The 23,754-nt window shown below is 59.8% G+C and carries 22 protein-coding genes and 1 pseudogene; 4 read left to right on the top strand and 19 right to left on the bottom strand.

From position 1 onward, the window contains the following. Positions 1–7 precede the first annotated feature (7 nt). The 19 genes and pseudogenes from VMV64_RS14135 to gyrA all read right to left on the bottom strand — a co-directional run. Positions 8–109 (bottom strand): annotated as a pseudogene (locus VMV64_RS14135) (cysteine synthase B); the annotation flags it as partial. Beyond that, positions 102–1,100: a GGDEF domain-containing protein gene (locus tag VMV64_RS14130; protein WP_325331422.1), complete on the bottom strand. Its 999-nt coding sequence runs from the start codon at positions 1,098–1,100 to the stop codon at positions 102–104. The pseudogene VMV64_RS14135 and the gene VMV64_RS14130, both read right to left, overlap by 8 nt. Positions 1,101–1,225: 125 nt before the next feature. Further along, the gene (locus VMV64_RS14125; protein WP_325331420.1) at positions 1,226–1,606 is read right to left on the bottom strand and encodes a ComEA family DNA-binding protein; all 381 of its coding nucleotides are present in this window, start codon (positions 1,604–1,606) and stop codon (positions 1,226–1,228) included. Positions 1,607–1,664: 58 nt separating this feature from the next. Then, positions 1,665–2,660 carry an ADP-glyceromanno-heptose 6-epimerase gene (gene rfaD / locus VMV64_RS14120; RefSeq protein ID WP_325331419.1) on the bottom strand — a complete coding sequence of 332 codons (996 nt, stop codon included), beginning with the start codon at positions 2,658–2,660 and terminating at the stop codon, positions 1,665–1,667. Between the two features lie 124 nt (positions 2,661–2,784). Continuing rightward, positions 2,785–3,714, bottom strand: a complete 930-nt coding sequence (rfaE1, locus tag VMV64_RS14115) for a D-glycero-beta-D-manno-heptose-7-phosphate kinase (RefSeq protein ID WP_325331417.1) — start codon at positions 3,712–3,714, stop codon at positions 2,785–2,787. Positions 3,715–3,791: 77 nt separating this feature from the next. Next, complete coding sequence (locus tag VMV64_RS14110) at positions 3,792–5,114, bottom strand: UDP-glucose/GDP-mannose dehydrogenase family protein (protein WP_325331415.1); 1,323 nt, start codon at positions 5,112–5,114, stop codon at positions 3,792–3,794. Continuing rightward, positions 5,111–5,815 (bottom strand): orotidine-5'-phosphate decarboxylase, encoded by a 705-nt coding sequence (pyrF, locus tag VMV64_RS14105; protein ID WP_325331413.1) that lies wholly within the window; start codon positions 5,813–5,815, stop codon positions 5,111–5,113. Before pyrF ends, VMV64_RS14110 begins: the two co-directional genes overlap by 4 nt. Positions 5,816–5,822: 7 nt before the next feature. After that, entirely contained in the window at positions 5,823–7,022 is a 1,200-nt protein-coding gene (gene lapB, locus VMV64_RS14100) for a lipopolysaccharide assembly protein LapB (protein ID WP_325331411.1), read from the bottom strand. Between the two features lie 68 nt (positions 7,023–7,090). Beyond that, positions 7,091–7,363, bottom strand: coding sequence for a LapA family protein (locus VMV64_RS14095; RefSeq protein ID WP_325331409.1), 273 nt, complete (start codon positions 7,361–7,363; stop codon positions 7,091–7,093). A 93-nt stretch (positions 7,364–7,456) separates the two neighbouring features. Continuing rightward, a complete protein-coding gene (locus VMV64_RS14090) occupies positions 7,457–7,738 on the bottom strand; it encodes an integration host factor subunit beta (RefSeq protein WP_325331407.1) in 282 nt (93 codons plus the stop codon). Positions 7,739–7,765: 27 nt separating this feature from the next. Continuing rightward, positions 7,766–9,484 carry a 30S ribosomal protein S1 gene (gene rpsA / locus VMV64_RS14085; RefSeq protein WP_325331405.1) on the bottom strand — a complete coding sequence of 573 codons (1,719 nt, stop codon included), beginning with the start codon at positions 9,482–9,484 and terminating at the stop codon, positions 7,766–7,768. 158 nt (positions 9,485–9,642) lie between these two features. Beyond that, entirely contained in the window at positions 9,643–10,341 is a 699-nt protein-coding gene (gene cmk / locus VMV64_RS14080) for a (d)CMP kinase (RefSeq protein WP_325331403.1), read from the bottom strand. Between the two features lie 14 nt (positions 10,342–10,355). Beyond that, complete coding sequence (aroA, locus tag VMV64_RS14075) at positions 10,356–11,660, bottom strand: 3-phosphoshikimate 1-carboxyvinyltransferase (RefSeq protein WP_325331401.1); 1,305 nt, start codon at positions 11,658–11,660, stop codon at positions 10,356–10,358. An 89-nt stretch (positions 11,661–11,749) separates the two neighbouring features. Next, positions 11,750–12,625: a prephenate dehydrogenase gene (locus VMV64_RS14070; RefSeq protein WP_325331399.1), complete on the bottom strand. Its 876-nt coding sequence runs from the start codon at positions 12,623–12,625 to the stop codon at positions 11,750–11,752. A gap of 82 nt (positions 12,626–12,707) precedes the next feature. Beyond that, positions 12,708–13,724, bottom strand: coding sequence for a 3-deoxy-7-phosphoheptulonate synthase (gene aroF / locus VMV64_RS14065; protein ID WP_325331397.1), 1,017 nt, complete (start codon positions 13,722–13,724; stop codon positions 12,708–12,710). Next, positions 13,721–14,830 carry a histidinol-phosphate transaminase gene (gene hisC / locus VMV64_RS14060; protein ID WP_325331395.1) on the bottom strand — a complete coding sequence of 370 codons (1,110 nt, stop codon included), beginning with the start codon at positions 14,828–14,830 and terminating at the stop codon, positions 13,721–13,723. The genes aroF and hisC overlap by 4 nt, the downstream gene beginning before the upstream one ends. Before the next feature lie 87 nt (positions 14,831–14,917). Then, the gene (gene pheA / locus VMV64_RS14055) at positions 14,918–15,982 is read right to left on the bottom strand and encodes a prephenate dehydratase (protein ID WP_325331393.1); all 1,065 of its coding nucleotides are present in this window, start codon (positions 15,980–15,982) and stop codon (positions 14,918–14,920) included. After that, on the bottom strand, positions 15,975–17,057 hold the full coding sequence (gene serC, locus VMV64_RS14050) for a 3-phosphoserine/phosphohydroxythreonine transaminase (protein ID WP_325331391.1): 1,083 nt from the start codon (positions 17,055–17,057) through the stop codon (positions 15,975–15,977). The genes pheA and serC overlap by 8 nt, the downstream gene beginning before the upstream one ends. Positions 17,058–17,177: 120 nt before the next feature. Next, positions 17,178–19,742 (bottom strand): DNA gyrase subunit A, encoded by a 2,565-nt coding sequence (gene gyrA / locus VMV64_RS14045; protein ID WP_325331389.1) that lies wholly within the window; start codon positions 19,740–19,742, stop codon positions 17,178–17,180. A 221-nt stretch (positions 19,743–19,963) separates the two neighbouring features. On the opposite strand from gyrA, the gene VMV64_RS14040 reads away from it, so the two are divergent. From VMV64_RS14040 to VMV64_RS14025, 4 genes are all read left to right on the top strand, one after another. Beyond that, positions 19,964–20,662, top strand: coding sequence for an OmpA family protein (locus tag VMV64_RS14040; protein WP_325331387.1), 699 nt, complete (start codon positions 19,964–19,966; stop codon positions 20,660–20,662). Between the two features lie 215 nt (positions 20,663–20,877). Further along, positions 20,878–22,224: a TRZ/ATZ family hydrolase gene (locus VMV64_RS14035; RefSeq protein WP_325331385.1), complete on the top strand. Its 1,347-nt coding sequence runs from the start codon at positions 20,878–20,880 to the stop codon at positions 22,222–22,224. A 61-nt stretch (positions 22,225–22,285) separates the two neighbouring features. Beyond that, positions 22,286–22,993, top strand: coding sequence for a bifunctional 2-polyprenyl-6-hydroxyphenol methylase/3-demethylubiquinol 3-O-methyltransferase UbiG (gene ubiG / locus VMV64_RS14030; RefSeq protein ID WP_325331383.1), 708 nt, complete (start codon positions 22,286–22,288; stop codon positions 22,991–22,993). Next, on the top strand, positions 22,990–23,640 hold the full coding sequence (locus VMV64_RS14025) for an HAD-IA family hydrolase (protein WP_325331381.1): 651 nt from the start codon (positions 22,990–22,992) through the stop codon (positions 23,638–23,640). The genes ubiG and VMV64_RS14025 overlap by 4 nt, the downstream gene beginning before the upstream one ends. The last annotated feature ends 114 nt before the right edge of the window (positions 23,641–23,754 follow it).

Raw genomic sequence — 23,754 nt, 5'->3', positions numbered from 1 at the left:
TCCAGCCGCCTTCCAGTTTGACCAGCACGGTGTTGCCGGTATTACCTGGCAATCGTTTCAGCTTCACCAGTGGCGTATTGCCGACGAATTCCTCGATGCTTTTAAACATTCTCGCCTGTTCCTTGCGTGCTTTGTGGCGCAACCCGGTATAGCTGGTCGCATTCGCTGATCACCCCCGCCATGGTCACGCAATTCCTGCCGTTTTTCTTGGAATGCCCAACCGCCCGCCCAGCCCTGGCATACAGCTCCTGGCGGCTCTCCCCCGGCAATAGCATGGCTACGCCGAAACTGGCGGTCAGCGGTCGTGTCATGGGCAGGATAAACTGCCCCTCCAGATCCATGCGCAGCCGCTCGGCCACGATCAGCGCGCCCATTTCATTGGTTTCCGGCAGCAGCATGGCAAACTCCAATCCGCCGTAGCGTGCCGCCAGGTCGGTGGTGCGCACCGAGTGGGTGATCACCGTCGCCACATGGTGCAGCAGCTCATCCCCCACTTCGCGGCCATAGTTTTCATTGACCCCGCCGAAGTCATCCATCTCCATCAATATCAGCCCCAGCGGACGGCGATACCGTTCCCAGCGGCCGATTTCTTCGGTGATGCGGTCATCCAGGCTTCTGCGGTTAGCCAAACCGGTCAGGGCGTCCTGGCACTTGAGCGTCTCGATCTCCTCCAGTGCTTTTTGCAGCGCCTGATTGCGCCGCGCCAGAGTGCGTTCTGTGTCCTCCAGCTCCCGGCCCAGCCGCTCGATCACGCCATTGAGCTGCTGGTATGCCGATACGCCCACCTCGGCGGCGAGCAGCCATCCTGATCCGGTATGGTAGATGCTGCCGGACAGAATGCCCCAACCATCCGATGCAGCGGCAAGGACAATTGCCCCAGTGTATACCTTGCCGTCCAGCCCGACTTCTGCCTGACTGAGCACTACCCTATCCGGCTTGGTCAGGCGCACTCCGGCCCCCTCCGCTTTCGCTTCCGCTGTTATGGCAAGAAAGCCCCGATTGGACTCGACAACCCGGCCCTCCTCATCCAGCACCGCTATGGCTATGGCATGAAGCTCCATCGCCCAGGACGGAATCAGCTTTAACCCTGCATCAGACAAATGCCGCTCTCTTTCTAGTTAATGCCAATTTGTTCAATTTAAAGCATTTGCACGAAACACTCAAACGCCCCACAAAAAACAACAGCCCCGCAAGCGGGGCTGTTGTGGTAATGCTTCGGTAACAATTACTTCTTGTCAGCAGCTTTCTTGCTGTAATCCTTCTTGGCAGCCTTGTCCTCCCCCTTGGCGGGAGCTGCATCCTTCTTGGCTTCCGGCTTGGCCTTCCCTTCGGCCTTGGAGGGTGCAGCAGCACCGTTCACCGTCAAGTCGACGCGCAGCTTGTCCACCGTTTTTTTGCCAAAACCCGGCACCTTTTCCAGATCATCCACCGACTTGAACGGGCCATTTTTGGCGCGATAGTCCATGATCGCTTTGGCTTTCACCGGGCCGACGCCCTTCAGTGTATCAAGTTCAGATTCGCTGGCAGTATTCAGGTTGACCTGACCGGCAAAAGCGGCGGTAGCAAATGCGAAACAGGCGACCAGGATAAGAAACAGTTTTTTCATGAAAATCCCCTTTGGTTGATTAACAAAACCGACTTGCATCCCTGTTAACGCCGTAGCGCTACGCGCGTTGACGCAGATGGCCCACGTAGCGCTCCACACCCTGCTCCACGGTCAGGAACGGCTCATTGTAGCCCGCCGTGCGCAACGCGGAGATGTCCGCCTGGGTGAAGCTCTGGTATTTGCCCTTGAGCGCCTCGGGAAAGGTCACGTATTCGACCAACCCCTGCGCCTGCATTTCGCCCAGATTCAACGCCGCCTCGCCCTTCGCCTTGCGGCAGGCGTTCACTGCCGCCACCGCCACGTCGTTGAAGGTCTGGCTGTTGCCGGTACCGAGGTTGAAAATGCCGGATTGCTCGGGGTGATCGAGGAACCACAGGTTGACCTTGACCACATCCTCCACCGACACGAAATCGCGCCGCTGCTCGCCGTTGGCGTAGCCGTCGCAGCCTTCGAACAGCTTGACCTTGCCTTCGGCCTGGTACTGATTGAAGAAATGGAAGGCCACCGAGGCCATGCGCCCCTTGTGCTGCTCGCGCGGGCCGTATACGTTGAAGTAGCGGAAGCCGACGATCTGCGAGGTTTTGTGCTGCCACATGCGGCGCACGTACTGGTCGAAGAGGAACTTGGAATAGCCGTAGACGTTAAGCGGCCCCTCGTGCTCGCGCGACTCGCTGAACACCGTGCCGCCGCCGTAGACGCTGGCCGAGGAAGCATACAGCAGCGGCACATCCTCGTTCTGACAATAGTCCAGCAGCGACACGGTGTAGCGGTAGTTGTTCTCCATCATGTAGCGGCCATCGGTCTCCATGGTATCGGAGCAGGCCCCCTCGTGGAACACGGCGGCAACATCGCCCTCGAACGCGCTGTCGAGTAACAGGTCGAGGAAATCCCCTTTATCCAGGTAATCGGCAATCTCGCAATCCACCAGGTTCTTGAATTTGTCGGCCTTTTTCATATTGTCCACCGCGATGATGTCGGTGATGCCGCGGTCATTCAGACCCTTGACGATATTGGCGCCGATGAAGCCGGCTGCTCCGGTGACGATGTAATACATGGTTTTTCCTCTTGTTTGACTGTGAGCTATTTTAGCCACGGATTAACACGGATGTTCACGGATTAAAGCCTTTGGTTTATCCGTGTAAATCGGTGAATATCTGTGTTAATCCGTGGTAAAGACTTTATGCTTGTGCCATCAATTCCTCGCGGCTCACTACCGCCGTGCCCAGCTTGCCGACCACGATGCCGGCAGCAAGATTGGCCATGTGCACCGCCTCCGGCATGGTGGCGCCACTCGCCAGCAGCACGCCCAGGGTGGCGATCACGGTGTCACCCGCGCCGCTGACGTCGTAAACCTCACGCGCCAGAGCTTGTTCGTGCACCGTGCCCGCTTCGCGGTAGAGCGTCATTCCCTCTTCGCTACGGGTCACCAGCAGCGCCTGCAAATCGAGATCGCGGCGCAGCTGCTGCGCTTTCTTCGCCAGTTCTTCCTCGCTTTTCCAGCTCCCAGCCACCTCGCGGAACTCGCCCCGATTGGGCGTGAGCAGGGTAGCGCCATAGTAGCGCGCGTAATCATCACCCTTGGGATCGACCAGTACCGGTTTGTGCATGGCATTGGCCAGCTCGATCATCTGGCGGATATGGGTCAGCCCCCCCTTGCCGTAGTCGGACAGGATCACCACATCGGTGTCGGCCAGCATTTTCTCGAAATCCGCCAGTTTGCTGAGCAGCACCTCGTGACTCGGCGAAGTCTCGAAATCGATGCGCAGCAACTGCTGCTGCCGCCCGATCACGCGCAGCTTGATAGTGGTATCGAGTCCTTCATCGCGATGCAGCACCACGTTGACGCTCTCGTTGTGCAGCAGGCGGGCCAGGCTGTCGCCCGCCTCGTCCTTGCCCGCCACCGACAGCAGGGAAACCTTGGCGCCCAGCGATGCGGCATTGCGCGCCACGTTGGCGGCGCCGCCCGGCCGTTCCTCGGTGCGACTGACATGCACCACCGGCACCGGCGCCTCGGGCGAGATGCGGCTCACCTCGCCGAACCAGTAGCGATCGAGCATGATGTCGCCCGCGACCAGGACGCGGGCATTTTCGAAGTTAGGTAATTTCATAGATTAGCAATGAGTCATGGGTAATGAGTGATGGACGGAGGTTTTCATCACCCATCCCCCATCACCCATTACGTTGTTTACAAGCGTCCGATGGCGAAATACTCGATCCCATGGGCGCGCACATCCTTCGGATCGTACAGGTTGCGGCCGTCGAAGATCACCGGGTTCTTGAGCTTGGCTTTGAGCGCGGCGAAATCCGGCGCGCGGAATACTTGCCACTCGGTGACGATGGCCAGGGCATCCGCACCTTCCAGCGCAGCCATTTGAGTATCCACCAGTTTCAGGCGGGGATCGTTGCCGAATATTCGCGTGGCCTCATGCATCGCCACCGGGTCGAACGCGGTCACGGTGGCGCCGCGTTCCCACAGCCCCTTGATCAGCACGCGGCTGGGGGCATCACGCATATCATCGGTGTTGGGCTTGAATGCGAGACCCCAGAGAGCGATGTTCTTGCCGCTAAGGTCGTTACCGAATTTGGCGGTGATCTTGTCGAGCAGCACTTCCTTCTGACGCTCGTTAGCCACCTCCACGGCATTGAGAATTCTCAGCTCGCTGCCGTATTCCTTGGCGGTACGCTGCATGGCCTGCACGTCCTTGGGGAAGCAGGAACCGCCATAGCCGCAGCCGGCATAGAGGAAATGGTAGCCGATGCGCGGATCGGAACCGATGCCGTGGCGCACGTTCTCAATGTCCGCGCCCATTTTCTCGGCCAGCAATGCCAGCTCGTTCATGAACGAGATGCGGGTGGCCAGCATGGCGTTGGCGGCGTACTTGGTGAGTTCGGCGGACTTGATGTCCATCACGATCAGGCGGTCGTGGTTGCGGTTGAAGGGCGCATACAGCGAGCGCATCAGTTCCACGGCACGGGCGTCATCGGCGCCGAGCACGATGCGGTCGGGGCGCATGAAGTCGTCCACCGCCGCGCCTTCTTTCAAAAATTCGGGATTCGAGGCGACGCTGAATTCGAGCTGGGCACCGCGCTTGCTCAGTTCTTCCTGGACAGCGACGCGTACTTTGTCGGCAGTTCCCACCGGTACCGTGGACTTGTCCACGATCACCTTGTATTCCTGCATGTTCTGGCCGATGGCGCGCGCTGCAGCGACCACGTACTGCAGGTCGGCGGAGCCGTCCTCGTCCGGCGGCGTGCCCACGGCGATGAACTGGATCGCACCGTGCTTTGCGCTCTCGGCCACGTCGGTGGTGAAACGCAGCCGGCCGGCCGCCACGTTACGCTTGACCATGTCCTCCAGGCCCGGCTCGTAAATCGGGATGCCGCCCTGCTTGAGGATGTTGATCTTGTTCACATCCACGTCCAGGCACAATACATCGTTGCCTACTTCCGCCAGGCAGGTTCCTGTTACCAGTCCGACGTAGCCGGTGCCGATCACGCTGATTTTCATTGTTTCACTCCACTAAGTTCAAGATTGATTTGCTGTAGAACCTGCAGGGGATCGGCCGCCTTGGTAATGGGCCGGCCGATCACCAGATAATCCGAGCCGAGGCGGATTGCCTCCGACGGCGTGACGATCCGCACCTGGTCGTCCCGCGCGGTGTTCGCCGGACGAATTCCGGGCGTCACCAGGCAAAAATCCGTCCCCAGTTCCTGCCGCAACGGTTGTGCCTCTTGCGCGGAACACACCACCCCATCCAGGCCGCTGGCCTGCGCCAGTTTTGCCAGCCGCAGCACCGTTTCGCGCGGCTCGCCGGGTATGCCCAATTCATTCAAATCCGCCTGCCCCATGCTGGTCAGCACGGTCACCGCGATCAGCTTGGGCCGAGAGGCCACACCCTCCAACGCATCGCGTGCTGCTTCCATCATACGATGCCCGCCCAGCGCATGGACATTGACCATCCACACGCCAAGCCGGGCGGCTACCTTGCAGGCTCTTGCCACGGTGTTGGGGATATCGTGGAATTTCAAGTCGAGGAAAACCTCGAATCCGCGCTGCATGAGCGCTTCCACCAGCAGCGGACCGCAGGCGGTGAACATTTCCTTGCCAACCTTGAGTCGGCACAGCGTGGGATCCAGTCTGTCCACCAGCGCCAGCGCGTTCTTCTGCGTAGCGAAATCAAGGGCGACGATGACTACAGGATTGTTCATGCTCACCTCACATTAAGTCCTGCATACTGGCCTTGACCAGCACTTCGATTTCCTCACTGCGACGAGGCGGATAAGTTTCCCACTTGCCGCAGGCGGGGCAATGCCAGAAATACTGGCGCGCCCTGAATCCGCAATTCTCGCAACGATACAGCGCCAGCCCGGCGGAATGCTGATGAATTAAATTATGCACCAACTGTAAATCCTGCCTGCGCTCGGCTGGGGCTTCCATCAGTTGCGCCTCCAGCAGCCGGTCGAGGCCGCGCATGCTGGGATTACGCCGCAACTCGTCGCGCGCCAGTTGGTAGGCGACATGCGGCCCCTCGGTTTCAAGCACTGCCTGGAAGATCACGTTCAACATATCCAGCGACCCGTAGCGCGCAAGGTAGCCGCGCAGCAGATCCATGCCTTCGGCAAACCGGTCGAGCGTGCGATGGCTCGCCAGAAGCCGTTCCGCCACCAGAGCGAGATGTGCCGGGTTTTGCGTTTCAATTCGCTTCCAGCACTGGATCGCAGCTTCGTGCCGCCCTTCGGCGATTTCAATGTCGCCATGCAGAATGTTGGCGCGCACACTGTCGCGATTCACGCGTAGCGCCTCATCCAGATGCTCGCGGGCTGCCGCATGGTCGGAATTGGCAAGCTCGCTGGCAGCCAGTTCACAATAAAAATGGGCGATCTCGACCAGGTAGGAGCGGCTGGAAATCTCACCCAGCCTGTGCGCCGCTTCTACTGCCTTGAGCCAATCCTTTTCCAGCACATAGATTTCCAGCAGGTATTTCAGCGCCCCGCTGGAGTAGCGGGTTTGCTGCAGCTCGCTGAAAACCTGCTCGGCACGGTCCAGCAAGCCCGCTTTCAAATAATCTTGACCCAGTTCGTTCATCGCGGTCAGTTTCTTTTCCTCTTCCAGGTCGCTGCGCTCCAGCAGGCTCTGGTGCATGCGGATGGCTCGCTCCACCTCGCCACGCCGGCGGAACAGGCTGCCGAGTGCAAATTGCAGTTCTACCGTTTCGTTATCGGCCTTGGCAATTTCGATGAAAGCCTCGATCGCCTTGTCGGTCTGCTCGTTGAGAAGGAAGTTCAGCCCCTGGAAATAGGAGGCGGGCAGCCTGCGCGATTCCGACAGGACATGCTTGATATCGATCCGCGCCGCCATCCAGCCCAGGCTGAAGAACAACGGGAAAGTCAGGAGCCACCAGTATTCGAATTCCATCTTTATGAGTTATGAGTTATGAGTAGTGGGTAAGAGGTAAAGGGGGAGCATCACTCATTCCTCATTCCTCATTCCTCATTACTCTTGCCCGCCTGCGCCCTGGCCCGCATTTCCCGCTTGAGGGAAAAAATCTCACGCCGCTGCCGGAAAATAAAGCGCAGGCTGGCCGCCACACCGACCGCAACACCCGCGAAGAAAAACACCAGTACCACCAAAACCATCGGTGCCTGCCACTGGTATCCCAGATAATAATTGACCATGACGGTGTCGCTGTTCTTCACCGCGAAACCCAAGGCCAGCAGGAACAGAACGAAGCCAAGCAACCAAGACAAGTAGCGCATTATTCCTCAATCATTAAAACAAGAAAAAGGCGGCATGATCTTTCGATTATGCCGCCGTTCCTTCCGGTTAGTCAGTAACCCAACTTATCCGATTTAATTGGCATCAACCCGCTCGCGCAATTCCTTGCCGGCCTTGAAGTGTGGCACGTATTTTTCAGGTACGCTCACCTTGCCGCCGGTTTTGGGATTGCGCCCGACTCTGGGTGGCCGGTAATTCAGGCTAAAACTGCCGAATCCCCGGATCTCGATCCGCTCGCCCTGGGACAAACTTTCTCCCATTGCGTCGAGGATCGTCTTCACCGCCAGCTCTGCATCCTTGGTTACCAATTGCGGGTAACGCATTGCCAGCTTCGAAATAAGCTCCGATTTTGTCATAAGCTTTGACCTTCCGAGGTTTGATTGTTATTGGCCAGTTTTCTTCGTATCCATCTTGGCCTTCAACAACGCCCCAAGGCTGGTGGTGCCGGCAGCACCGGTATCGCTCGCCGACATCTTCTGCATCACATCGGCTTCGTCCGCCATATCCTTGGCCTTGATGGACAGGTTGATATTGCGGTTCTTGCGATCGATATTGATGATCTTGGCCTCGACTTCGTCGCCTTCCTTCAGGTGAGTGCGAATGTCCTCGACACGGTCGCGCGACACTTCGGAAGCGCGCAGGTAACCTTCCACTTCGCCGTCGAGAGTGATGACTGCACCCTTGGCATCTGCTGACTTGACGATACCCTTGACGATGCTGTTCTTGTCGTTAACGGAAACGTAATTGGTGAACGGATCGCCTTCCATCTGCTTGATACCCAGGGAGATGCGCTCGCGCTCGGCGTCGATCGCCAGCACCATGGCTTCGACTTCGTCGCCCTTCTTGTAGTTGCGCACCGCTTCTTCGCCCGGCATATTCCAGGACAGGTCGGACAGGTGCACCAGACCGTCGATGCCGCCAGGCAGGCCGATGAACACGCCGAAGTCGGTGATGGACTTGATCTGGCCGGAAACTTTGTCACCCTTCTTGTGGGTAACGGCAAAATCATCCCACGGATTGGATTTGCACTGTTTCATGCCGAGGGAGATGCGGCGGCGCTCTTCGTCGATTTCCAGGATCATGACTTCGACTTCGTCGCCCAACTGCACCACTTTACCCGGATGCACATTCTTGTTGGTCCAGTCCATTTCGGAGACGTGCACCAGGCCTTCGATGCCCTGCTCGATCTCGACGAACGCACCGTAGTCGGTCAGGTTGGTGACCTTGCCGAACATGCGGGTGCCCTGCGGATAGCGGCGGGACAGGTTGACCCATGGATCATCACCCAGCTGCTTGACGCCCAGGGAAACGCGGTTCTTCTCCTGGTCGAACTTGTGCACCACGGCTTCGACTTCATCACCCACAGCCAGCACTTCGGAAGGATGCTTGACGCGGCGCCAAGCCAGGTCGGTGATGTGCAGCAGACCGTCGACACCGCCCAGATCCACGAACGCGCCGTAGTCGGTGATGTTCTTGACGATACCCTTGACCACCATGCCTTCTTTCAGGTTCCCCAGCAGGGCCTGACGCTCGGCGCCCAGGCTCTGCTCCAGCACTGCCTTGCGCGAAACCACAACGTTGTTGCGCTTGCGGTCCAGCTTGATGACCTTGAATTCCATTTCCTTGTTTTCGAAGGGGGTAGTGTCCTTGACCGGACGAATATCCACCAGCGAACCCGGCAGGAAGGCGCGAATACCATTGACCATCACGGTCAGGCCGCCCTTGACCTTGCCCTGGACCATACCGCTAACCAGCGTACCCTGCTCCATGGCGGCTTCCAGATCCAGCCAGGCGGCGACGCGCTTGGCTTTCTCGCGCGACAGCTTGGTCGAACCATAGCCGTCTTCCAGCATTTCGATCGCAACCTTGACGAAATCGCCCGGTTTCACTTCGATTTCGCCCTTGTCGTTCTTGAATTCGTTGGCGTCAATGACGCTTTCTGATTTCAGACCGGCATTAACCACCACGCTGTCGTTATCGACACGCACGACCTCGGCGGTGATGACCTCGCCGGCGCGCATTTCCTGGTGGGACAAGCTCTCTTCGAACAGAGAGGCGAAACTTTCCATGGATTGGGAAACAGAAGGGGAAGCAGTAGTCATTGTTTAAAAAACCTGAAAAATCCCGTCAATCAACGGGGTTAGTTATCACCCGCCAGAAGTTTCTAACAGCCTGAAAAGGGAAACATGCCGCGATTACCCAAAGGGCACAAGAGCGAAAGAAATGTTTCAACCGACAAAACTGTTGGAGCTCGAGGCGCCTATCGGACACGAACCTGCTTGAACCGCACCAGCACCTCGTCCACCGCTTCGACAATGGTCAGGGAACTGGTATCCAGCAGACTGGCATCCGCACATTTTTGCAATGGGGCCACGCTCCGCGCGCTGTCGCGCTCATCGCGTTGCCTAATGTCATGCAAAATCTGTTTAATATTAGCATGCATTCCTTTTTCCATCAACTGTTTATACCGGCGATCGGCCCGCACCTCAGCGCTGGCGGTCAGAAATATTTTGAGCATCGCACCGGGGAACACCACCGAGCCCATGTCGCGACCGTCCGCAACCAGGCCCGGCGTCTTGTGGAAGGCGCGCTGCAGATCAAGCAGCGCCGCACGCACGCGGGGATAGGCGGCGATGCGCGATGCGCCGTTGCCGCACTCTTCGGTGCGAATCGCATCCCCCACCTGCTCGCCTTCCAGCCACACCTCGCCGCCCTCGAAACGAATGGCCAGCCCTTCCGCCAAGCGCGCCAACCCTTCCTCGTCGTCGAACGACACGCCGTGCCGCCCTGCCGCCAAGGCCAGCAACCGGTACAAGGCGCCGCTGTCGAGATAGTGGAAGCCCAGCGCCTGGGCGACGAGTTGCGCCACCGTACCTTTGCCGGATGCGGAGGGGCCATCGATGGCGATAACCGGGATTTCTGGTGAGGGGTGAGGAGTGAGGAGTGAGGGGTTGGTCATCGCAAATCTTTACATCAGGCAGTTTTCGCTATTGAGCTTAAGCGCTCGAAATAGTCGGGAAAAGTCTTGGCGACACATTTTGGGTCGTTGATGCGCACCGGCACATCGCCCAGCGCCACCAGGGAAAAGCACATCGCCATGCGGTGATCGTCGTAGGTGTCGATAGAAGCGTGCGGGGTGAGACGTGAGGCGTGAGGAGGGGTGACGCGGATGTAGTCCGGCCCTTCCTCCACGGTTGCGCCGACCTTGCGCAGTTCCGTCGCCATCGCGGCGATCCGGTCGGTTTCCTTGACTCGCCAGCTGGCGATGTTGCGCAGAGTGGTTGTGCCGTCGGCAAACAGGGCTGCCACCGCCAGAGTCATCGCTGCGTCGGGAATATGGTTGCAGTCGAGGTCGATAGCCTTGAGTTTCCCGCTTTTGGGAGCACGCGCCTCGATCCAGTTGTCGCCCATAGAAACTTCGGCGCCCATCTGCTCCAGCGCCTCGGCGAAGCGCACGTCGCCCTGGATGCTGGCTTTGCCCACGCCTTCGACCCGCACCGGCCCCTGGCCAATAGCGCCGGCAGCAAGAAAATAGGAAGCGCTCGAAGCATCCCCCTCGACATGGATCACGCCCGGGCTGCGATATGTCAGTCCGGCATGAATGGTGAACGCCTGCCAGCCTTGACGCTCGACCTCAACACCGAATCGGCTCATCAAGTTCAGGGTGATCTCGATATAGGGCTTGGAGATCAGCTCGCCGACCACCTCGATGGTCACATCCTGGCGCGCCAGCGGGGCGGCCATCAGCAGCGCCGTGAGGAACTGGCTGGAAACGTTGCCGCGCACCTGGACCCGGCCTGACGCCCGGATCGCTGCCGGCTTGACGGCAAGCGGCGGGTAGCCATCGTTGCCCAGGTAGGCGATATCCGCACCGAGCTGGCGCAGCGCATCGACCAGGTCGCTGATCGGCCGCTCGTGCATGCGCGGCACGCCGCTCAATCGGTATTCGCCGTGAGACAGCGCCAGAGCGGCGGTAAGCGGACGAAAGGCAGTGCCGGCGTTACCCAGAAACAGATCGGCCAGCTTCACCGGAAACTCGCCGCCCACGCCCTCCACCCGGTAATCCCGGCTATCGCCGTGCTGTGCCCAGTTGACGCCCAGTTGCTTGAGCGCAGCCAGCATATGCTGGGTGTCGTCGGAGGCAAGCAGGGCTTTGACCTCAGTGACGCCCTCGGCCAGCGCAGCCAACAGCAGGGTGCGGTTGGAAATGCTTTTCGAGCCGGGCAACAGAACGGTGCCGCTAACACGGGAAATGGGAGAAAGATCGAGATAGTCCATAATTAAAACCTTTTACCGCAGAGGCGCTGAGGCGCAGAGAAAACCACGAACCGGGGTTCTCTCTGCGCCTCAGCGCCTCTGCGGTTCAATCAGAATTTTTGAGAGATCCACTTGTTGCGTGCCGCACTGGCATGGCTAAAAACCTGCTCCAGCGCCGCCCCGTCGGCATGCTCCAGCATGGCGTGCAGACGGTCAAGCTGCGCCTGGTAAACTTCGAGCTCCTTGAGCAGCGCAGTGCGATTGGCCAGGCAGATGTCACGCCACATTTCCGGCGAGCTCCCGGCAATCCGGGTGAAATCGCGGAAGCCGCTGGCGGCGTAGCTGAACAGCTCCTCGCTGTTGCTGCGCGAGGCGATGTCCTCGACCAAGGCAAAAGCCAGCAGGTGCGGCAAATGAGAAACCGCGGCGAAGACCTCGTCGTGGGCCTGCGGCGTCATTTCCCTGACCGTCGCCCCGCATGCCTCCCATAGGTCGCGCACCGTGCGCACTGCCGATGGGTCGATTTCGGGCATCGGCGTGATCACCACATTGCGGCCCCGATACAGCTCGGCACTGGCGGCAGCCGCCCCGCTTTTTTCGGCGCCGGCGATCGGGTGGGCCGGCACGAAGCGCGCCAGGTGGCCCGGCAGATGCTGGTGCGCCAGCGCCACCACATCGCATTTGGTACTGCCGGCATCGGTGACGACGGTCTGCGCCGACAGATGCGGCGAAATCGACGCCATCACCGCCGCCATCTGCCCGACCGGGACGGCCAGCATCACCAGATCCGCATCTTGCACCGCGCTGGCTGCATCAACCGCAGCCCGGTCGATCAACCCGAGACGCAAGGCCTCCTCCAGATTTCCCGCAGCGCGTCCGACGCCGACGATTTCCCGCACCGCTCCAGCCTCGCGCAAGGCCAGCGCGAAGGATCCGCCGATCAGGCCGACGCCGAAGATGACGAGTTTATTCAGCTGGAAACCCATATTAATCGCCGATGAGCGCAGATAAACGCGGATAGATACGTTGATGGGTTAATCGGCAAGCATCGGCGTTCATCGGCGGCGCCTAGATCGTCCTGCCGATCGCCCCGGCAATCGCGCCCAGGCTGACCATCAAGTCTTTCAGCTCCTGCGGATTAAGCGCCTGATCCGCATCACACCAGGCTTCGCAGGGATTGGGGTGCATTTCCACCAGCAAGCCGTCGGCCCCGGCGGCGATGGCCGCGCGCGACAGCGCCGGCACCATCCACGCCTTGCCGCCGGCGTGGGAGGGATCGACGATCACCGGCAGGTGGGTTTCCTTTTTCAGCACCGGGATGGCGGTCACGTCCAGCACGTTGCGATAGTAGGTTTCGAAGGTGCGGATGCCGCGCTCGCAGAAAATGATGTTGTGGTTGCCGCCGGCAGCAATATATTCAGCCGCCATCAGCCATTCGGAAATGGTTGCCGACATGCCGCGCTTGAGGATCACCGGCGTGTTGACCTTGCCGACTTCCTTGAGCAACTCGAAATTCTGCATGCTGCGCGTGCCGATCTGGATCACGTCGACGCCGTACTCGAGGAAGGCATCGAGCTGTCGCGCATCCATCAGCTCGGTGACGATAGGCAGGTTGTATTTTTCGGCTGCCGTGCGGAACATCGCCAGGCCTTCCACACCATGCCCCTGAAAGGCATAGGGGCTGGTACGCGGCTTGAAAGCACCGCCGCGCATCAAGCGGCATCCTGCGGCATGCACTTCCTTCGCCGCCGTAGCCATCTGCTCCGGCGTTTCCACCGAGCATGGCCCGGCGATGATCTGTATCTGCTTTCCACCCAGCGGAATGCCCTTGATGTCGATCACGCTGTCCTGCTTGTGCCATTCCCGCCCGACGATTTTGTAGGGCTTGACGATATGCATGGCCTGCTCGACGCCCGGCAGGGCTTCGAAATACTCCTGCTCCAGCTTGCGCTCGTCGCCGATGGCGCCGATCACGGTGCGCTCGGTGCCACGCGAAATATTGGCGTCCAGGCCGGCTTCCTTGATTTTTTTGACGACGCCTTCGATCTGCTGTTCGGTTGCCTCGCTGCTCATTACGATAATCATTTCTTCATCTCCTCAAGAGCCCGTTCCAGGGCCTGCAAAAATACCTTGTTTTCCCCTTCCAGCCCGACGCTGACGCGCAGGTGTTCAGGCAACCCATAATTAGCAACCGGCCGCACAATCACGCCCTGCTTCAGCAGACTGAGATTGATAGCGGCGGCATTGCCCACTTGCACTGCAACGAAGTTGCCGTAAGAAGGAATGTAAGCCAGCCCCAAACGCTTGAAGCCATCCGTCAACTGCACCATGCCGGCGCGGTTGATTGCCAGGCATTCGTCGAGAAAGGCGTCGTCCTGCATGGCCATCACCGCTGCCGCCTGAGCCAGGCTGTTGACGTTGAACGGCTGCCGCACCCGGTTCATCATGTCCACCACCGGCGCACTCGCCAGCGCATAGCCCACGCGCAAGCCTGCCAGGCCGTAAGCCTTGGAGAAGGTGCGGGTGACGATCAGGTTCGGGAAGCGTTTCAGCCAGCCGATACTGTCGCTTTTCATCGCATCGGGCAGATATTCGGTATAGGCCTCGTCCAGCACCACCAGAACATTCTTCGGCACGCGCTCGATCAATCCGAGTAGTTGTACGGGGTCCAGCAGCGTACCCGTAGGGTTGTTGGGATTGGCGACAAACAGGATCCGGGTATCACCTTTGATGGCCGCCAGCAACGCCTCGGGGTCATGGCCGAAATCCTTCGCCGGCGCCTCGATACCGCGCGCACCGACCGCCTGGGTCGCCAGCGGGTAAACGGCGAAGGCATGCTGGCTATACACCGCAGAGGACTGAGGCGTCAGAAAGGCACGTGCCGTCAGTTCCAGCACGTCGTTGGAACCGTTGCCCAGAACGATCTGCTCAAGTCCGACACCATGCCGTTCCGCCAGCGCAGTTTTCAGCGTAAAGCCGTTGCCATCCGGATAGCGCGCGAGCCCCATGATCACGTTCTCGATCGCCGCCAGCACGCGCGGACTGGCGCCGAGCGGGTTCTCGTTGGAAGCCAGCTTGACGATATCGCTTTCCGGCAGGCCCATTTCGCGGGCCAGCTCGGCAATCGGCTTGCCCGGCTGGTACGGCGCGATGGCGCGGATGTGGGGAGGTGAAAGGTTAAATAGGTCCATGGTTCAATATTTGTAATGGGGTGATGGGTGATGGGTAATGTGGTGGCGGATGCAATCACCCATTACTCATCACGCATTACCAGCCTTTCATAGCACCGCCACGGGATAGGAACCGAGGATTTTCAGGAAGGCCGCCTTGTCGGCAAGCTCAGTTAAAGCCTGGGCAACTTTATCGTCCTGCTGATGCCCTTCCAGGTCCAGATAGAACATGTATTCCCACAAGCCGGCATTTGACGGGCGCGACTCCAGCTTGGTCATGCCCACGCCATGCCGTGCCAGCGGCGCAAGCAGCTGGTACACTGCGCCGGGGCAGTTCTTCGCGGAGAGCACCAGGGAAGTTTTATCCCGGCCTGAACGCGCCGCGTCATGGGTGCCGATCACCAGAAAACGGGTGGTGTTATTCGGCTTGTCCTCGATATTTTGCGCCGACTTGTCCAGACCGTAGCACTCCGCCGCCATTTCACCCGCAATCGCAGCGGCCGTTTCGTCTTCTGCTGCAAGGCGGGCAGCCTCGGTATTGCTCACGGTAACGATACGCTCCACGCCCGGCAGATTCTGATTCAGCCACTCATGGCATTGAGCAAAGGACTGTGCATGGGAATAAACCTTGACCGGCTTGGCCAGCGCACCCGGCTTGCGCAACAGAAACTGGTGTACACGCAGGTCCACCTCACCGCAAATTTTGAGCGGAGTAGCCAGGAGCAGATCCAGGGTAGTACCCACCGCACCGCCCGTGGAATTCTCCACCGGCACCACGCCGTAATCCGCATTGCCTGCTTCCACCGCGCGGAACACCTCGTCAATCGAGGCGCTTGGCAAGGTTTGCGCGGCATGACCGAAATGCTTGATGGCCGCCGCCTGGCTGAAGGTCCCCTGCGGCCCGAGGAATGCCACCGACAGCGGCTTCTCCAAGGCCAGGCAGGCCGACATGATTTCGCGAAACAGCCGCGCCACCGTTTCACCCGACAGCGGACCGGGGTTGCTTTCCTTGATCCGGCGCAGCACCTGCGCCTCGCGTTCCGGGCGATAAACCGACCCGTTCTTCAGGGCACCAATGGCCTGGGCGTGCTCGGCGCGACGATTGACGAGCTTCAGCATCTCGTCGTCGATCGCGTCGATGCTGGCGCGGTGTTGTGAAAGTTCGTTATCCATGTTTCTGCTCGAACTCGCGCATGAAGTCCACCAGGGCTTGCACCCCTTCCAGCGGCATGGGGTTGTAGATCGAGGCGCGCATCCCGCCCAGCAGACGGTGGCCCTTCAGTTGCGCCAGGCCGCGTGCCTTGGACTGTTTGAGGAATTCCTCGTCCAGCGCCGCATCCTTGAGGGTGAAAGGCACGTTCATGCGCGAGCGGCTGTCTTTTGCAACCGGGCAATGGTAGAAGCCGCTGCTGTCCAGGCAATCGTAAAGCAGCGCGGCCTTGGCGCTGTTGCGTTTGTTCATTTCCGCCAGCCCGCCGAGGCGCTTCAGCCACTTGAACACCAGGCCGGCGATGTAGAGCGAATAGGTGGGCGGGGTGTTGTACATCGAGTCGTGGTCGGCATGGATCTTGTAGTCGAACATCGTCGGCGTGCCGGGCAGCGTCTGGCCGATCAGGTCATCGCGCACGATCACGATGCACAAGCCCGCCGGGCCGATGTTCTTCTGCGCGCCGGCATAAATCAGGCCGAAGCGGGAAACATCCAGCGGGCCGGACAAGATGTTGGAGGACATGTCCGCCACCAGCGGCACGCCGCCGGTTTCCGGTATCCAGTGGAACTCCACGCCGCCGATGGTCTCGTTCGGGGTGTAATGGACATAGGCGGCATCCTGGCTCAAGCGCCATTTGTCCTGGGTGGGGGCATAGCTGAATTTGGCACCTTCCGAACTGGCGGCGACGTTCACCGTGCAGTAGCGCTCCGCTTCCTCGATCGCCTTGCCCGACCACACCCCGGTATTGACGATGTCCACGGTTTTTTTACCGCGCAGCAAATTCATCGGCACCATGGCGAACTGGCTGGAAGCGCCGCCCTGCAGGAACAGCACCTTGTAGTTGGCGGGAATCCCCATCAACTCGCGCAGATCGGACTCGGCCTGGGCGGCAATGCCCATGAATTCCTTGCCGCGATGGCTCATCTCCATCACCGACATGCCGCAGCCCTGCCAGTTAAGCATCTCGTCGCGCGCCTGCTCCAGGACTTCCTCCGGCAATGCGGCGGGACCGGCGCTAAAGTTGTAGATTCGTTCCATAAGACTTGAATAGTAAGCTAAAAATTATTAACCACGAATTACACGAATGCCCTCGAATTTATTCGTGAACATTCGTGTCATTCGTGGTGAGGTTTTACACGTATTCTACAGCGGAAAAAATCACTCTTCTCCCGCCTCTCCCCCTTCGGCTTCCACCACCCGCTCCAGCCCGATCAGCTTCTCGCCCTTGTCGAGGTTGATCAGGGTCACGCCCTGAGTGGCGCGGCCCATCTCGCGGATTTCGCTGACACGGGTGCGTATCAGCACGCCGCCGGTGGTGATCAGCATGATCTCATCTTCAGCATTCACCAGCGTCGCCGCCACCACCTTGCCGTTACGCTCGGAGGTCTGGATCGCGATCATGCCCTGGGTACCGCGGCCATGGCGGGTGTATTCCGCGATCGAGGTACGCTTGCCGTAGCCGTTTTCGGTGGCGGTGAGCACCGACTGGATCTCGTTCTCCTTCTCCGCCACCAGCAGGGAAATCACCTTCTGCCCCTTGCCCAGCCGCACGCCCATCACGCCGCGCGAAACGCGGCCCGTCGCACGCACGGCGGCCTCGTCGAAGCGCACCGCCTTGCCGCCATCGGTGAACAGCATCACGTCATGCTGGCCATCGGTGATGTCCACACCGATCAGATAGTCGTTCTCGTCCAGATTGATGGCGATAATGCCCCGCTTCATCGGGCGGGAGAAGTCGGACAGCGGCGTCTTCTTGACGATGCCGCTGGCAGTCGCCATGAAAATGAAATGGCCGTCGTCGAATTCCTTGACCGGCAGGATGGCGTTGATCTTCTCGCCTTCCCCCAGTTGCAGCATATTGACGATCGGCTTGCCGCGCGAGCCCCGGCTGCCCTGCGGCACTTCGTAGACCTTGATCCAGTAGACCTGGCCGCGGTTGGAGAAGCACAGGATGTAGTCGTGGGTGTTGGCGATAAACAGCTTCTCGATGAAATCCTCTTCCTTCATCGCCGTGGCCTGCTTGCCGCGCCCGCCGCGTTTCTGGGCGCTATAGTCCTCGAGCGGCTGGGATTTGATGTAGCCGCTGTGCGACAAGGTCACCACCATGTCCTGCGGCGTGATCAGGTCTTCCATGCTCAAGTCCTGGGCGTGAACGACAATCTCGCTGCGGCGCTTGTCGCCAAACTGCGCCTTGATCGCGGTCAATTCCAGGACGATGATTTCGGTGATGCGTTGAGGCTTGGCAAGAATGTCGAGCAGATCGGCGATCTTTTCCATCACCTCCTTGTACTCGGACACGATCTTGTCCTGCTCCAGGCCGGTCAGGCGTTGCAGGCGCAGTTCCAGGATCGCCTGCGCCTGGGCATCGGAAAGACGGTAGCCCTTGTCAGAGAAACCGAATTCGAGCGCCAAGCCTTCAGGGCGCGAGGCATCGGCGGCGGACCGCGCCAGCATTTCCTCTACCAGCGGCGAGCGCCAGACCTGCGCCATCAGCCCCTGCTTGGCAGCAGACGGCGTGGGTGCAGCCTTGATCAGGGCAATCACGTCGTCCACATTGGACAAGGCCACTGCCAGGCCTTCCAGGATGTGGCCGCGTTCGCGCGCCTTCCTGAGCTCGAACACGGTGCGCCGCGTCACCACCTCGCGCCGGTGGCGCAGAAAAGCGTCGAGCATCTGCTTCAGATTGAGCAGGCGCGGCTGGCCCTCCAGAATCGCCACCATGTTCATGCCGAAGGTATCCTGCATCTGAGTCTGCTTGTACAGGTTGTTCAGCACCACTTCCGGCACTTCGCCGCGCTTCAGTTCAAGCACCATGCGCATGCCGGATTTGTCCGACTCGTCGCGCAGGTCGGAAATCCCCTCGATCTTCTTCTCACGCACCAGCTCGCCGATCTTGATCAGCAGGTTGGCCTTGTTGACCTGGTAGGGCAGCTCGTCGACGATGATCGCCTGCCTGCCGCCCACCTTGTCGATATCCTCGAAATGGGTGCGAGCGCGCATCACCACCCGGCCACGGCCGGTGCGGTAGCCTTCCTTGACCCCCACCGTGCCGTAGATGATGCCCGCCGTCGGGAAATCCGGCGCCGGCACGATCTCGATCAATTCCTCGATGTCGGTCTCCGGGTTTTCCAGCAACAGCAGGCAAGCATCCACGATTTCGTTCAGGTTGTGCGGCGGGATGTTGGTTGCCATGCCCACCGCGATGCCCGAGCTGCCGTTGATCAGCAGGTTGGGTATCTTCGACGGCAGGACCAGCGGCTCTTGCTCGGAGCCGTCGTAGTTCGGGCCGAAATCCACCGTTTCCTTGTCCAGGTCGGCGAGCAATTCGTGGGCGATCCGCGCCATGCGGATCTCGGTATAACGCATCGCGGCGGCGTTGTCGCCGTCGACCGATCCGAAGTTGCCCTGGCCGTCCACCAGCGGGTAGCGCAGGCTGAAATTCTGCGCCATGCGGACGATGGTGTCGTACACCGCGGTATCGCCGTGGGGGTGGTATTTACCGATCACGTCGCCGACGATACGCGCCGACTTCTTGTAAGCCTTGTTCCAGTCGTTGGACAGTTCGTGCATGGCGAACAGCGCACGCCGGTGCACCGGCTTGAGTCCGTCGCGCACATCGGGCAGCGCCCGTCCCACGATCACGCTCATGGCGTAGTCCAGATAGGAGCGGCGCATTTCTTCTTCAAGGCTGACCGGAAGCGTTTCTCTGGCGAATTGTTCCATGGATGCTCAGTTTCTTATAAACTTACTTGTTGATATACGAAAACAAAATGTTAGCGATTTTAGCATACCGGCGCAGCCCAGGCCAATCCGCAGGGCAACCATCGCTTTGGCAGTTCCGAATCTATGGTGTATGATAGAAACATCAACCGGTTAGACATCTGACCGCGATAAAAAGCAAGTCCAAACAACAATAGCGCTAAATTTCTTAAGGAGAACCAATAATGAAAATCTCGCTGGTTAAACAACTTGTTTTAAGCCTCACCCTTTTAACTGGAATTTCTGCCGCCGGCGCTGCTTTCGCCCACGATGTAGCTAATGCCGGCTACCTGATCGACACCCGCGGCAACGCGGTCAAGAACAACTACAACCAGTGCTGGCGCACCGGCTACTGGACTCCGGCCATGGCGACCGCCGAATGCGATCCTGATCTGGTGGCGAAGAAGGAAGAGCCGAAAAAAGAGGAGCCGAAAGCCGTCTTACCCGTTGCACCCGTGGCCGGCCCTGAAGCCCCTGCTGTAAAAGTGACATTCAAGGCTGAAACCCTGTTCGACTTCGACAAGGCTGTGGTCCGTCCGGAAGGCAAGAAAGAGCTGGACGATAAAGTGGTCGCAAGCATGAAGGCTCACCCCGAAGTGGAACTGCTGCTGGTAACCGGCCATGCTGACCGCATCGGTACCGACAAGTACAACCAGAAGCTTTCCGAGCGCCGTGCTGCTGCCGTCAAGACCTATCTGGCCAGCCAAGGCATTGCTGCTGACCGCGTCAAGACCGTAGGCAAAGGCGAATCCGAGCCGAACCCGGATGCCGACACTGTCAACAAGTGCAAAGGCACGAAAAAGACCAAGAAGCTGATCGAATGCCTGCAGCCTGACCGCCGCGTCACCGTCGAGCCTGAAATTCAGGTTCCGACCCAGAAGTAAGCTTCTCCAGTCAGAATAAGCCCCGCCTAGTGCGGGGCTTTTTTTTATGCTAGATTCTGCCGATTATGGGCGCCTCTAAAAATTCAGAGTTCGCCCAAATGCAAGGCGCGGATAAAATTTCGCAGCGCGGCATATGGTTGATATGTAAGCAAGGAATTTTTTCCGCAACGCAGCAGTTGGGATGAAATCTGGATTTTTAGAGGTGCCCGCAAGCCATGCCTGATAACACTGTTGACACCCTGATCGATGCGCGCTGGATCATCCCCGTCGAACCGGCCCGGCAAACCCTGTCCCGGCACTCCATCGCCATTACCGACGGTGTGATCCGCGACATCCTGCCGACTGGGGAGGCCCACGCCAAATACAGCGCCAAGCAGCATTTCCGGCTTAACGACCATGTCCTGATCCCCGGCCTGATCAACCTCCACACCCACGCCGCCATGTCGCTGCTGCGCGGTCTGGCGGACGACCTGCCGCTGATGGACTGGCTCAACCATCATATCTGGCCTGCCGAGGCTAAATTCGTGTCGGCGGAATTCGTCCGCGACGGCACCCTCCTCGCCTGCGCAGAAATGCTCAGGGGCGGCGTCACCTGCTTCAACGACATGTACTTCTTCCCCGCAGCAGCAGCGCAAGTGGCGCTCGGCGCCGGAATGCGTGCCGCCATCGGCATGATCGTCGTCGACTTCCCCACCGCCTACGCCGCCGATGCCGACGATTACCTGAGCAAGGGGCTGGCGGTACGCGACGAATTTCGCGGCGAGCCGCTGCTCTCCTTTACGCTCGCCCCCCATGCGCCCTACACGGTGAGCGACAAGACCTTCACCAAGGTATTGACCTACGCCGAGCAGCTCGACCTGCCGATCCACATCCACCTGCACGAAACCCGCGACGAGATCGAGGCCAGCCTCGAGCAATACCAGATGCGGCCGATCGAGCGGCTGCACCGCCTCGGCCTGCTCGGTCCCAACCTGATTGCGGTACACACGGTGCAGATCAATACCCAGGAAATCCGCCTGCTCGCCGAACACGGCTGCCACGTGGCCCACTGTCCGAGCTCCAACCTCAAGCTCGCCAGCGGGATCGCCCCAGTTATGGAAAAACTCGAACACGAGGTCAACGTCGGCCTGGGCACCGACGGCGCGGCGAGTAACAACCGTCTCGACATGTTCACGGAAATGCGCCTCGCTGCTCTGCTCGCCAAGGGCCAGAACCTCCATGCCGCCGCGCTGCCCGCCCATCAGGCGCTGGACATGGCCACCATCCATGCTGCCAAAGCGCTGGGGATCGACAGCCTGACTGGATCTCTCGCCATCGGCAAGGCGGCGGATATCACCGCGGTGGACTTGTCCGCCCCGGAAACCCAGCCATGTTATGATGTCATCTCGCACCTGGTGTATGCCGCTGGACGGGAAAACGTCAGCCACGTCTGGGTAAACGGCAAGCTGGTGCTGGACGAACGGCGCCTCACCACCATCGACATCCATGAACTCAATGCCAGAACCCGCTTCTGGCACGAAAAAATCAACAACCAAAAAAGTTTCAGCGAAGGGCAACCTTGAGGTTAGCCGGAACTCAAATTTTTTTAGTGGGGTTAACCTCCAGGGTTAACCGGAGCAAAAAATGAATGAACCGAACTTGAACGTCGACGCACAGGAACTGGACAAATTCGCCCAGCTCGCCCATCGCTGGTGGGATCCCAACAGCGAATTCAAACCGCTGCACGACATCAACCCGCTGCGCCTCGACTACGTCGACCAGACCGCCGGGCTGGCCGGCAAGAAGGTACTCGACGTCGGCTGCGGCGGCGGCATCCTGGCCGAAAGCATGGCCGCCCGCGGCGCCCAGGTTACCGGCATCGACCTCGGCGAAAAAGCGCTCAAGGTCGCCAAGCTGCACCTGCTGGAAAGCGGCCAGAAAGTCGACTACCGCCTGATCGCGGTAGAAGAGCTGGCCAAGGAGCAGCCGCACCAGTACGACATCGTCACCTGCATGGAAATGCTCGAACATGTACCCGATCCGGCCAGCGTGGTGCGAGCCTGCGCGGAACTGGTCAAGCCCGGTGGCCATGTGTTCTTCTCCACCCTCAACCGCAACCCGAAATCCTACTTGTTCGCCGTGATCGGCGCCGAGTATGTGCTCAACCTGCTGCCCAGAGGCACCCACGAATACGCCAAGTTCATCAAGCCTTCCGAACTGGGCGGCTACTGCCGCGCCGTCGGCCTCGGTGTCGCCGGCATCACCGGCATGAGCTACGACCCGTTCGGCAAGACCTATTCCCTCGGGTCGGATACCAGCATCAACTACCTGATCCACTGCCGACAGGAATGATTCAGGCAGTCTTGTTCGACCTCGACGGGACGCTGGCCGACACCGCGCCCGACCTCGGTTACGCCCTCAACCTGCAGCGCGAACGGCATGGCCTGGCGCCGCTGGCGCAGGAAACGATCCGCCCCTATGCCTCCCACGGCACGCGCGGCCTGTTCGAAATCGGCTTCGGCCTGACGCCGGAAGATGCGCGCTTCGACCCCATGCGCGAGGAATACCTGGAACTCTATACCGCCAACCTGTGCCGCTTCACGCAACTGTTCCCCGGTATGGCCGCTTTGCTGAAAGCACTGGAGGAAAGAAACGTCCACTGGGGCGTGGTCACCAACAAGCCGGCGCGCTTCACCAACCCGCTGCTCGAGCAACTCGGATTGATCAAGCGCGCCGCCAGCATCATCAGCGGCGACACCTGCCTCCACCCCAAACCCCATCCCGAACCTCTGCTGTGCGCCGCCCGCGAAATCGGCGTGGCGCCGCAAACCTGCCTGTACGTAGGCGATGCCGAGCGCGACATCGAGGCGGCGCGCGCCGCCGGCATGCCAGCCCTGATCGCCGACTATGGCTACCTCGGCGCGGCAGACCGCCCCGAAACCTGGGGTGCTCAGGGACGCATCGACACGCCGCTGGGCATCCTCACTTTCCTTGAATAATTCCTGAATTGTCTATAATGAGTTCAGCTTTGAACTCGTGACGAGACGCGCTGCCCGGCGTCTGTGTAGCAACCCTCGTTTCCCCCATCTTCGTTATTGACCAATACCGGAGGG

Origin of the sequence: Sulfuricella sp., from assembly GCF_035531155.1 — a bacterium.
Taxonomy (GTDB): Bacteria; Pseudomonadota; Gammaproteobacteria; order Burkholderiales; family Sulfuricellaceae; genus Sulfuricella.
This window is presented reverse-complemented; position numbering and strand designations above follow the sequence as displayed.

Excerpts from the sequence above, each read along its gene's own strand:
- VMV64_RS14125 (WP_325331420.1), bottom strand. The coding sequence starts at position 1,606 with ATGAAAAAACTGTTTCTTATCCTGGTCGCCTGTTTCGCATTTGCTACC.
- rfaD (WP_325331419.1), bottom strand. The coding sequence starts at position 2,660 with ATGTATTACATCGTCACCGGAGCAGCCGGCTTCATCGGCGCCAATATC.
- rfaE1 (WP_325331417.1), bottom strand. The coding sequence starts at position 3,714 with ATGAAATTACCTAACTTCGAAAATGCCCGCGTCCTGGTCGCGGGCGAC.
- VMV64_RS14110 (WP_325331415.1), bottom strand. The coding sequence starts at position 5,114 with ATGAAAATCAGCGTGATCGGCACCGGCTACGTCGGACTGGTAACAGGA.
- pyrF (WP_325331413.1), bottom strand. The coding sequence starts at position 5,815 with ATGAACAATCCTGTAGTCATCGTCGCCCTTGATTTCGCTACGCAGAAG.
- lapB (WP_325331411.1), bottom strand. The coding sequence starts at position 7,022 with ATGGAATTCGAATACTGGTGGCTCCTGACTTTCCCGTTGTTCTTCAGC.
- VMV64_RS14095 (WP_325331409.1), bottom strand. The coding sequence starts at position 7,363 with ATGCGCTACTTGTCTTGGTTGCTTGGCTTCGTTCTGTTCCTGCTGGCC.
- VMV64_RS14090 (WP_325331407.1), bottom strand. The coding sequence starts at position 7,738 with ATGACAAAATCGGAGCTTATTTCGAAGCTGGCAATGCGTTACCCGCAA.
- rpsA (WP_325331405.1), bottom strand. The coding sequence starts at position 9,484 with ATGACTACTGCTTCCCCTTCTGTTTCCCAATCCATGGAAAGTTTCGCC.
- cmk (WP_325331403.1), bottom strand. The coding sequence starts at position 10,341 with ATGACCAACCCCTCACTCCTCACTCCTCACCCCTCACCAGAAATCCCG.
- aroA (WP_325331401.1), bottom strand. The coding sequence starts at position 11,660 with ATGGACTATCTCGATCTTTCTCCCATTTCCCGTGTTAGCGGCACCGTT.
- VMV64_RS14070 (WP_325331399.1), bottom strand. The coding sequence starts at position 12,625 with ATGGGTTTCCAGCTGAATAAACTCGTCATCTTCGGCGTCGGCCTGATC.
- aroF (WP_325331397.1), bottom strand. The coding sequence starts at position 13,724 with ATGATTATCGTAATGAGCAGCGAGGCAACCGAACAGCAGATCGAAGGC.
- hisC (WP_325331395.1), bottom strand. The coding sequence starts at position 14,830 with ATGGACCTATTTAACCTTTCACCTCCCCACATCCGCGCCATCGCGCCG.
- pheA (WP_325331393.1), bottom strand. The coding sequence starts at position 15,982 with ATGGATAACGAACTTTCACAACACCGCGCCAGCATCGACGCGATCGAC.
- serC (WP_325331391.1), bottom strand. The coding sequence starts at position 17,057 with ATGGAACGAATCTACAACTTTAGCGCCGGTCCCGCCGCATTGCCGGAG.
- gyrA (WP_325331389.1), bottom strand. The coding sequence starts at position 19,742 with ATGGAACAATTCGCCAGAGAAACGCTTCCGGTCAGCCTTGAAGAAGAA.
- VMV64_RS14040 (WP_325331387.1), top strand. The coding sequence starts at position 19,964 with ATGAAAATCTCGCTGGTTAAACAACTTGTTTTAAGCCTCACCCTTTTA.
- VMV64_RS14035 (WP_325331385.1), top strand. The coding sequence starts at position 20,878 with ATGCCTGATAACACTGTTGACACCCTGATCGATGCGCGCTGGATCATC.
- ubiG (WP_325331383.1), top strand. The coding sequence starts at position 22,286 with ATGAATGAACCGAACTTGAACGTCGACGCACAGGAACTGGACAAATTC.
- VMV64_RS14025 (WP_325331381.1), top strand. The coding sequence starts at position 22,990 with ATGATTCAGGCAGTCTTGTTCGACCTCGACGGGACGCTGGCCGACACC.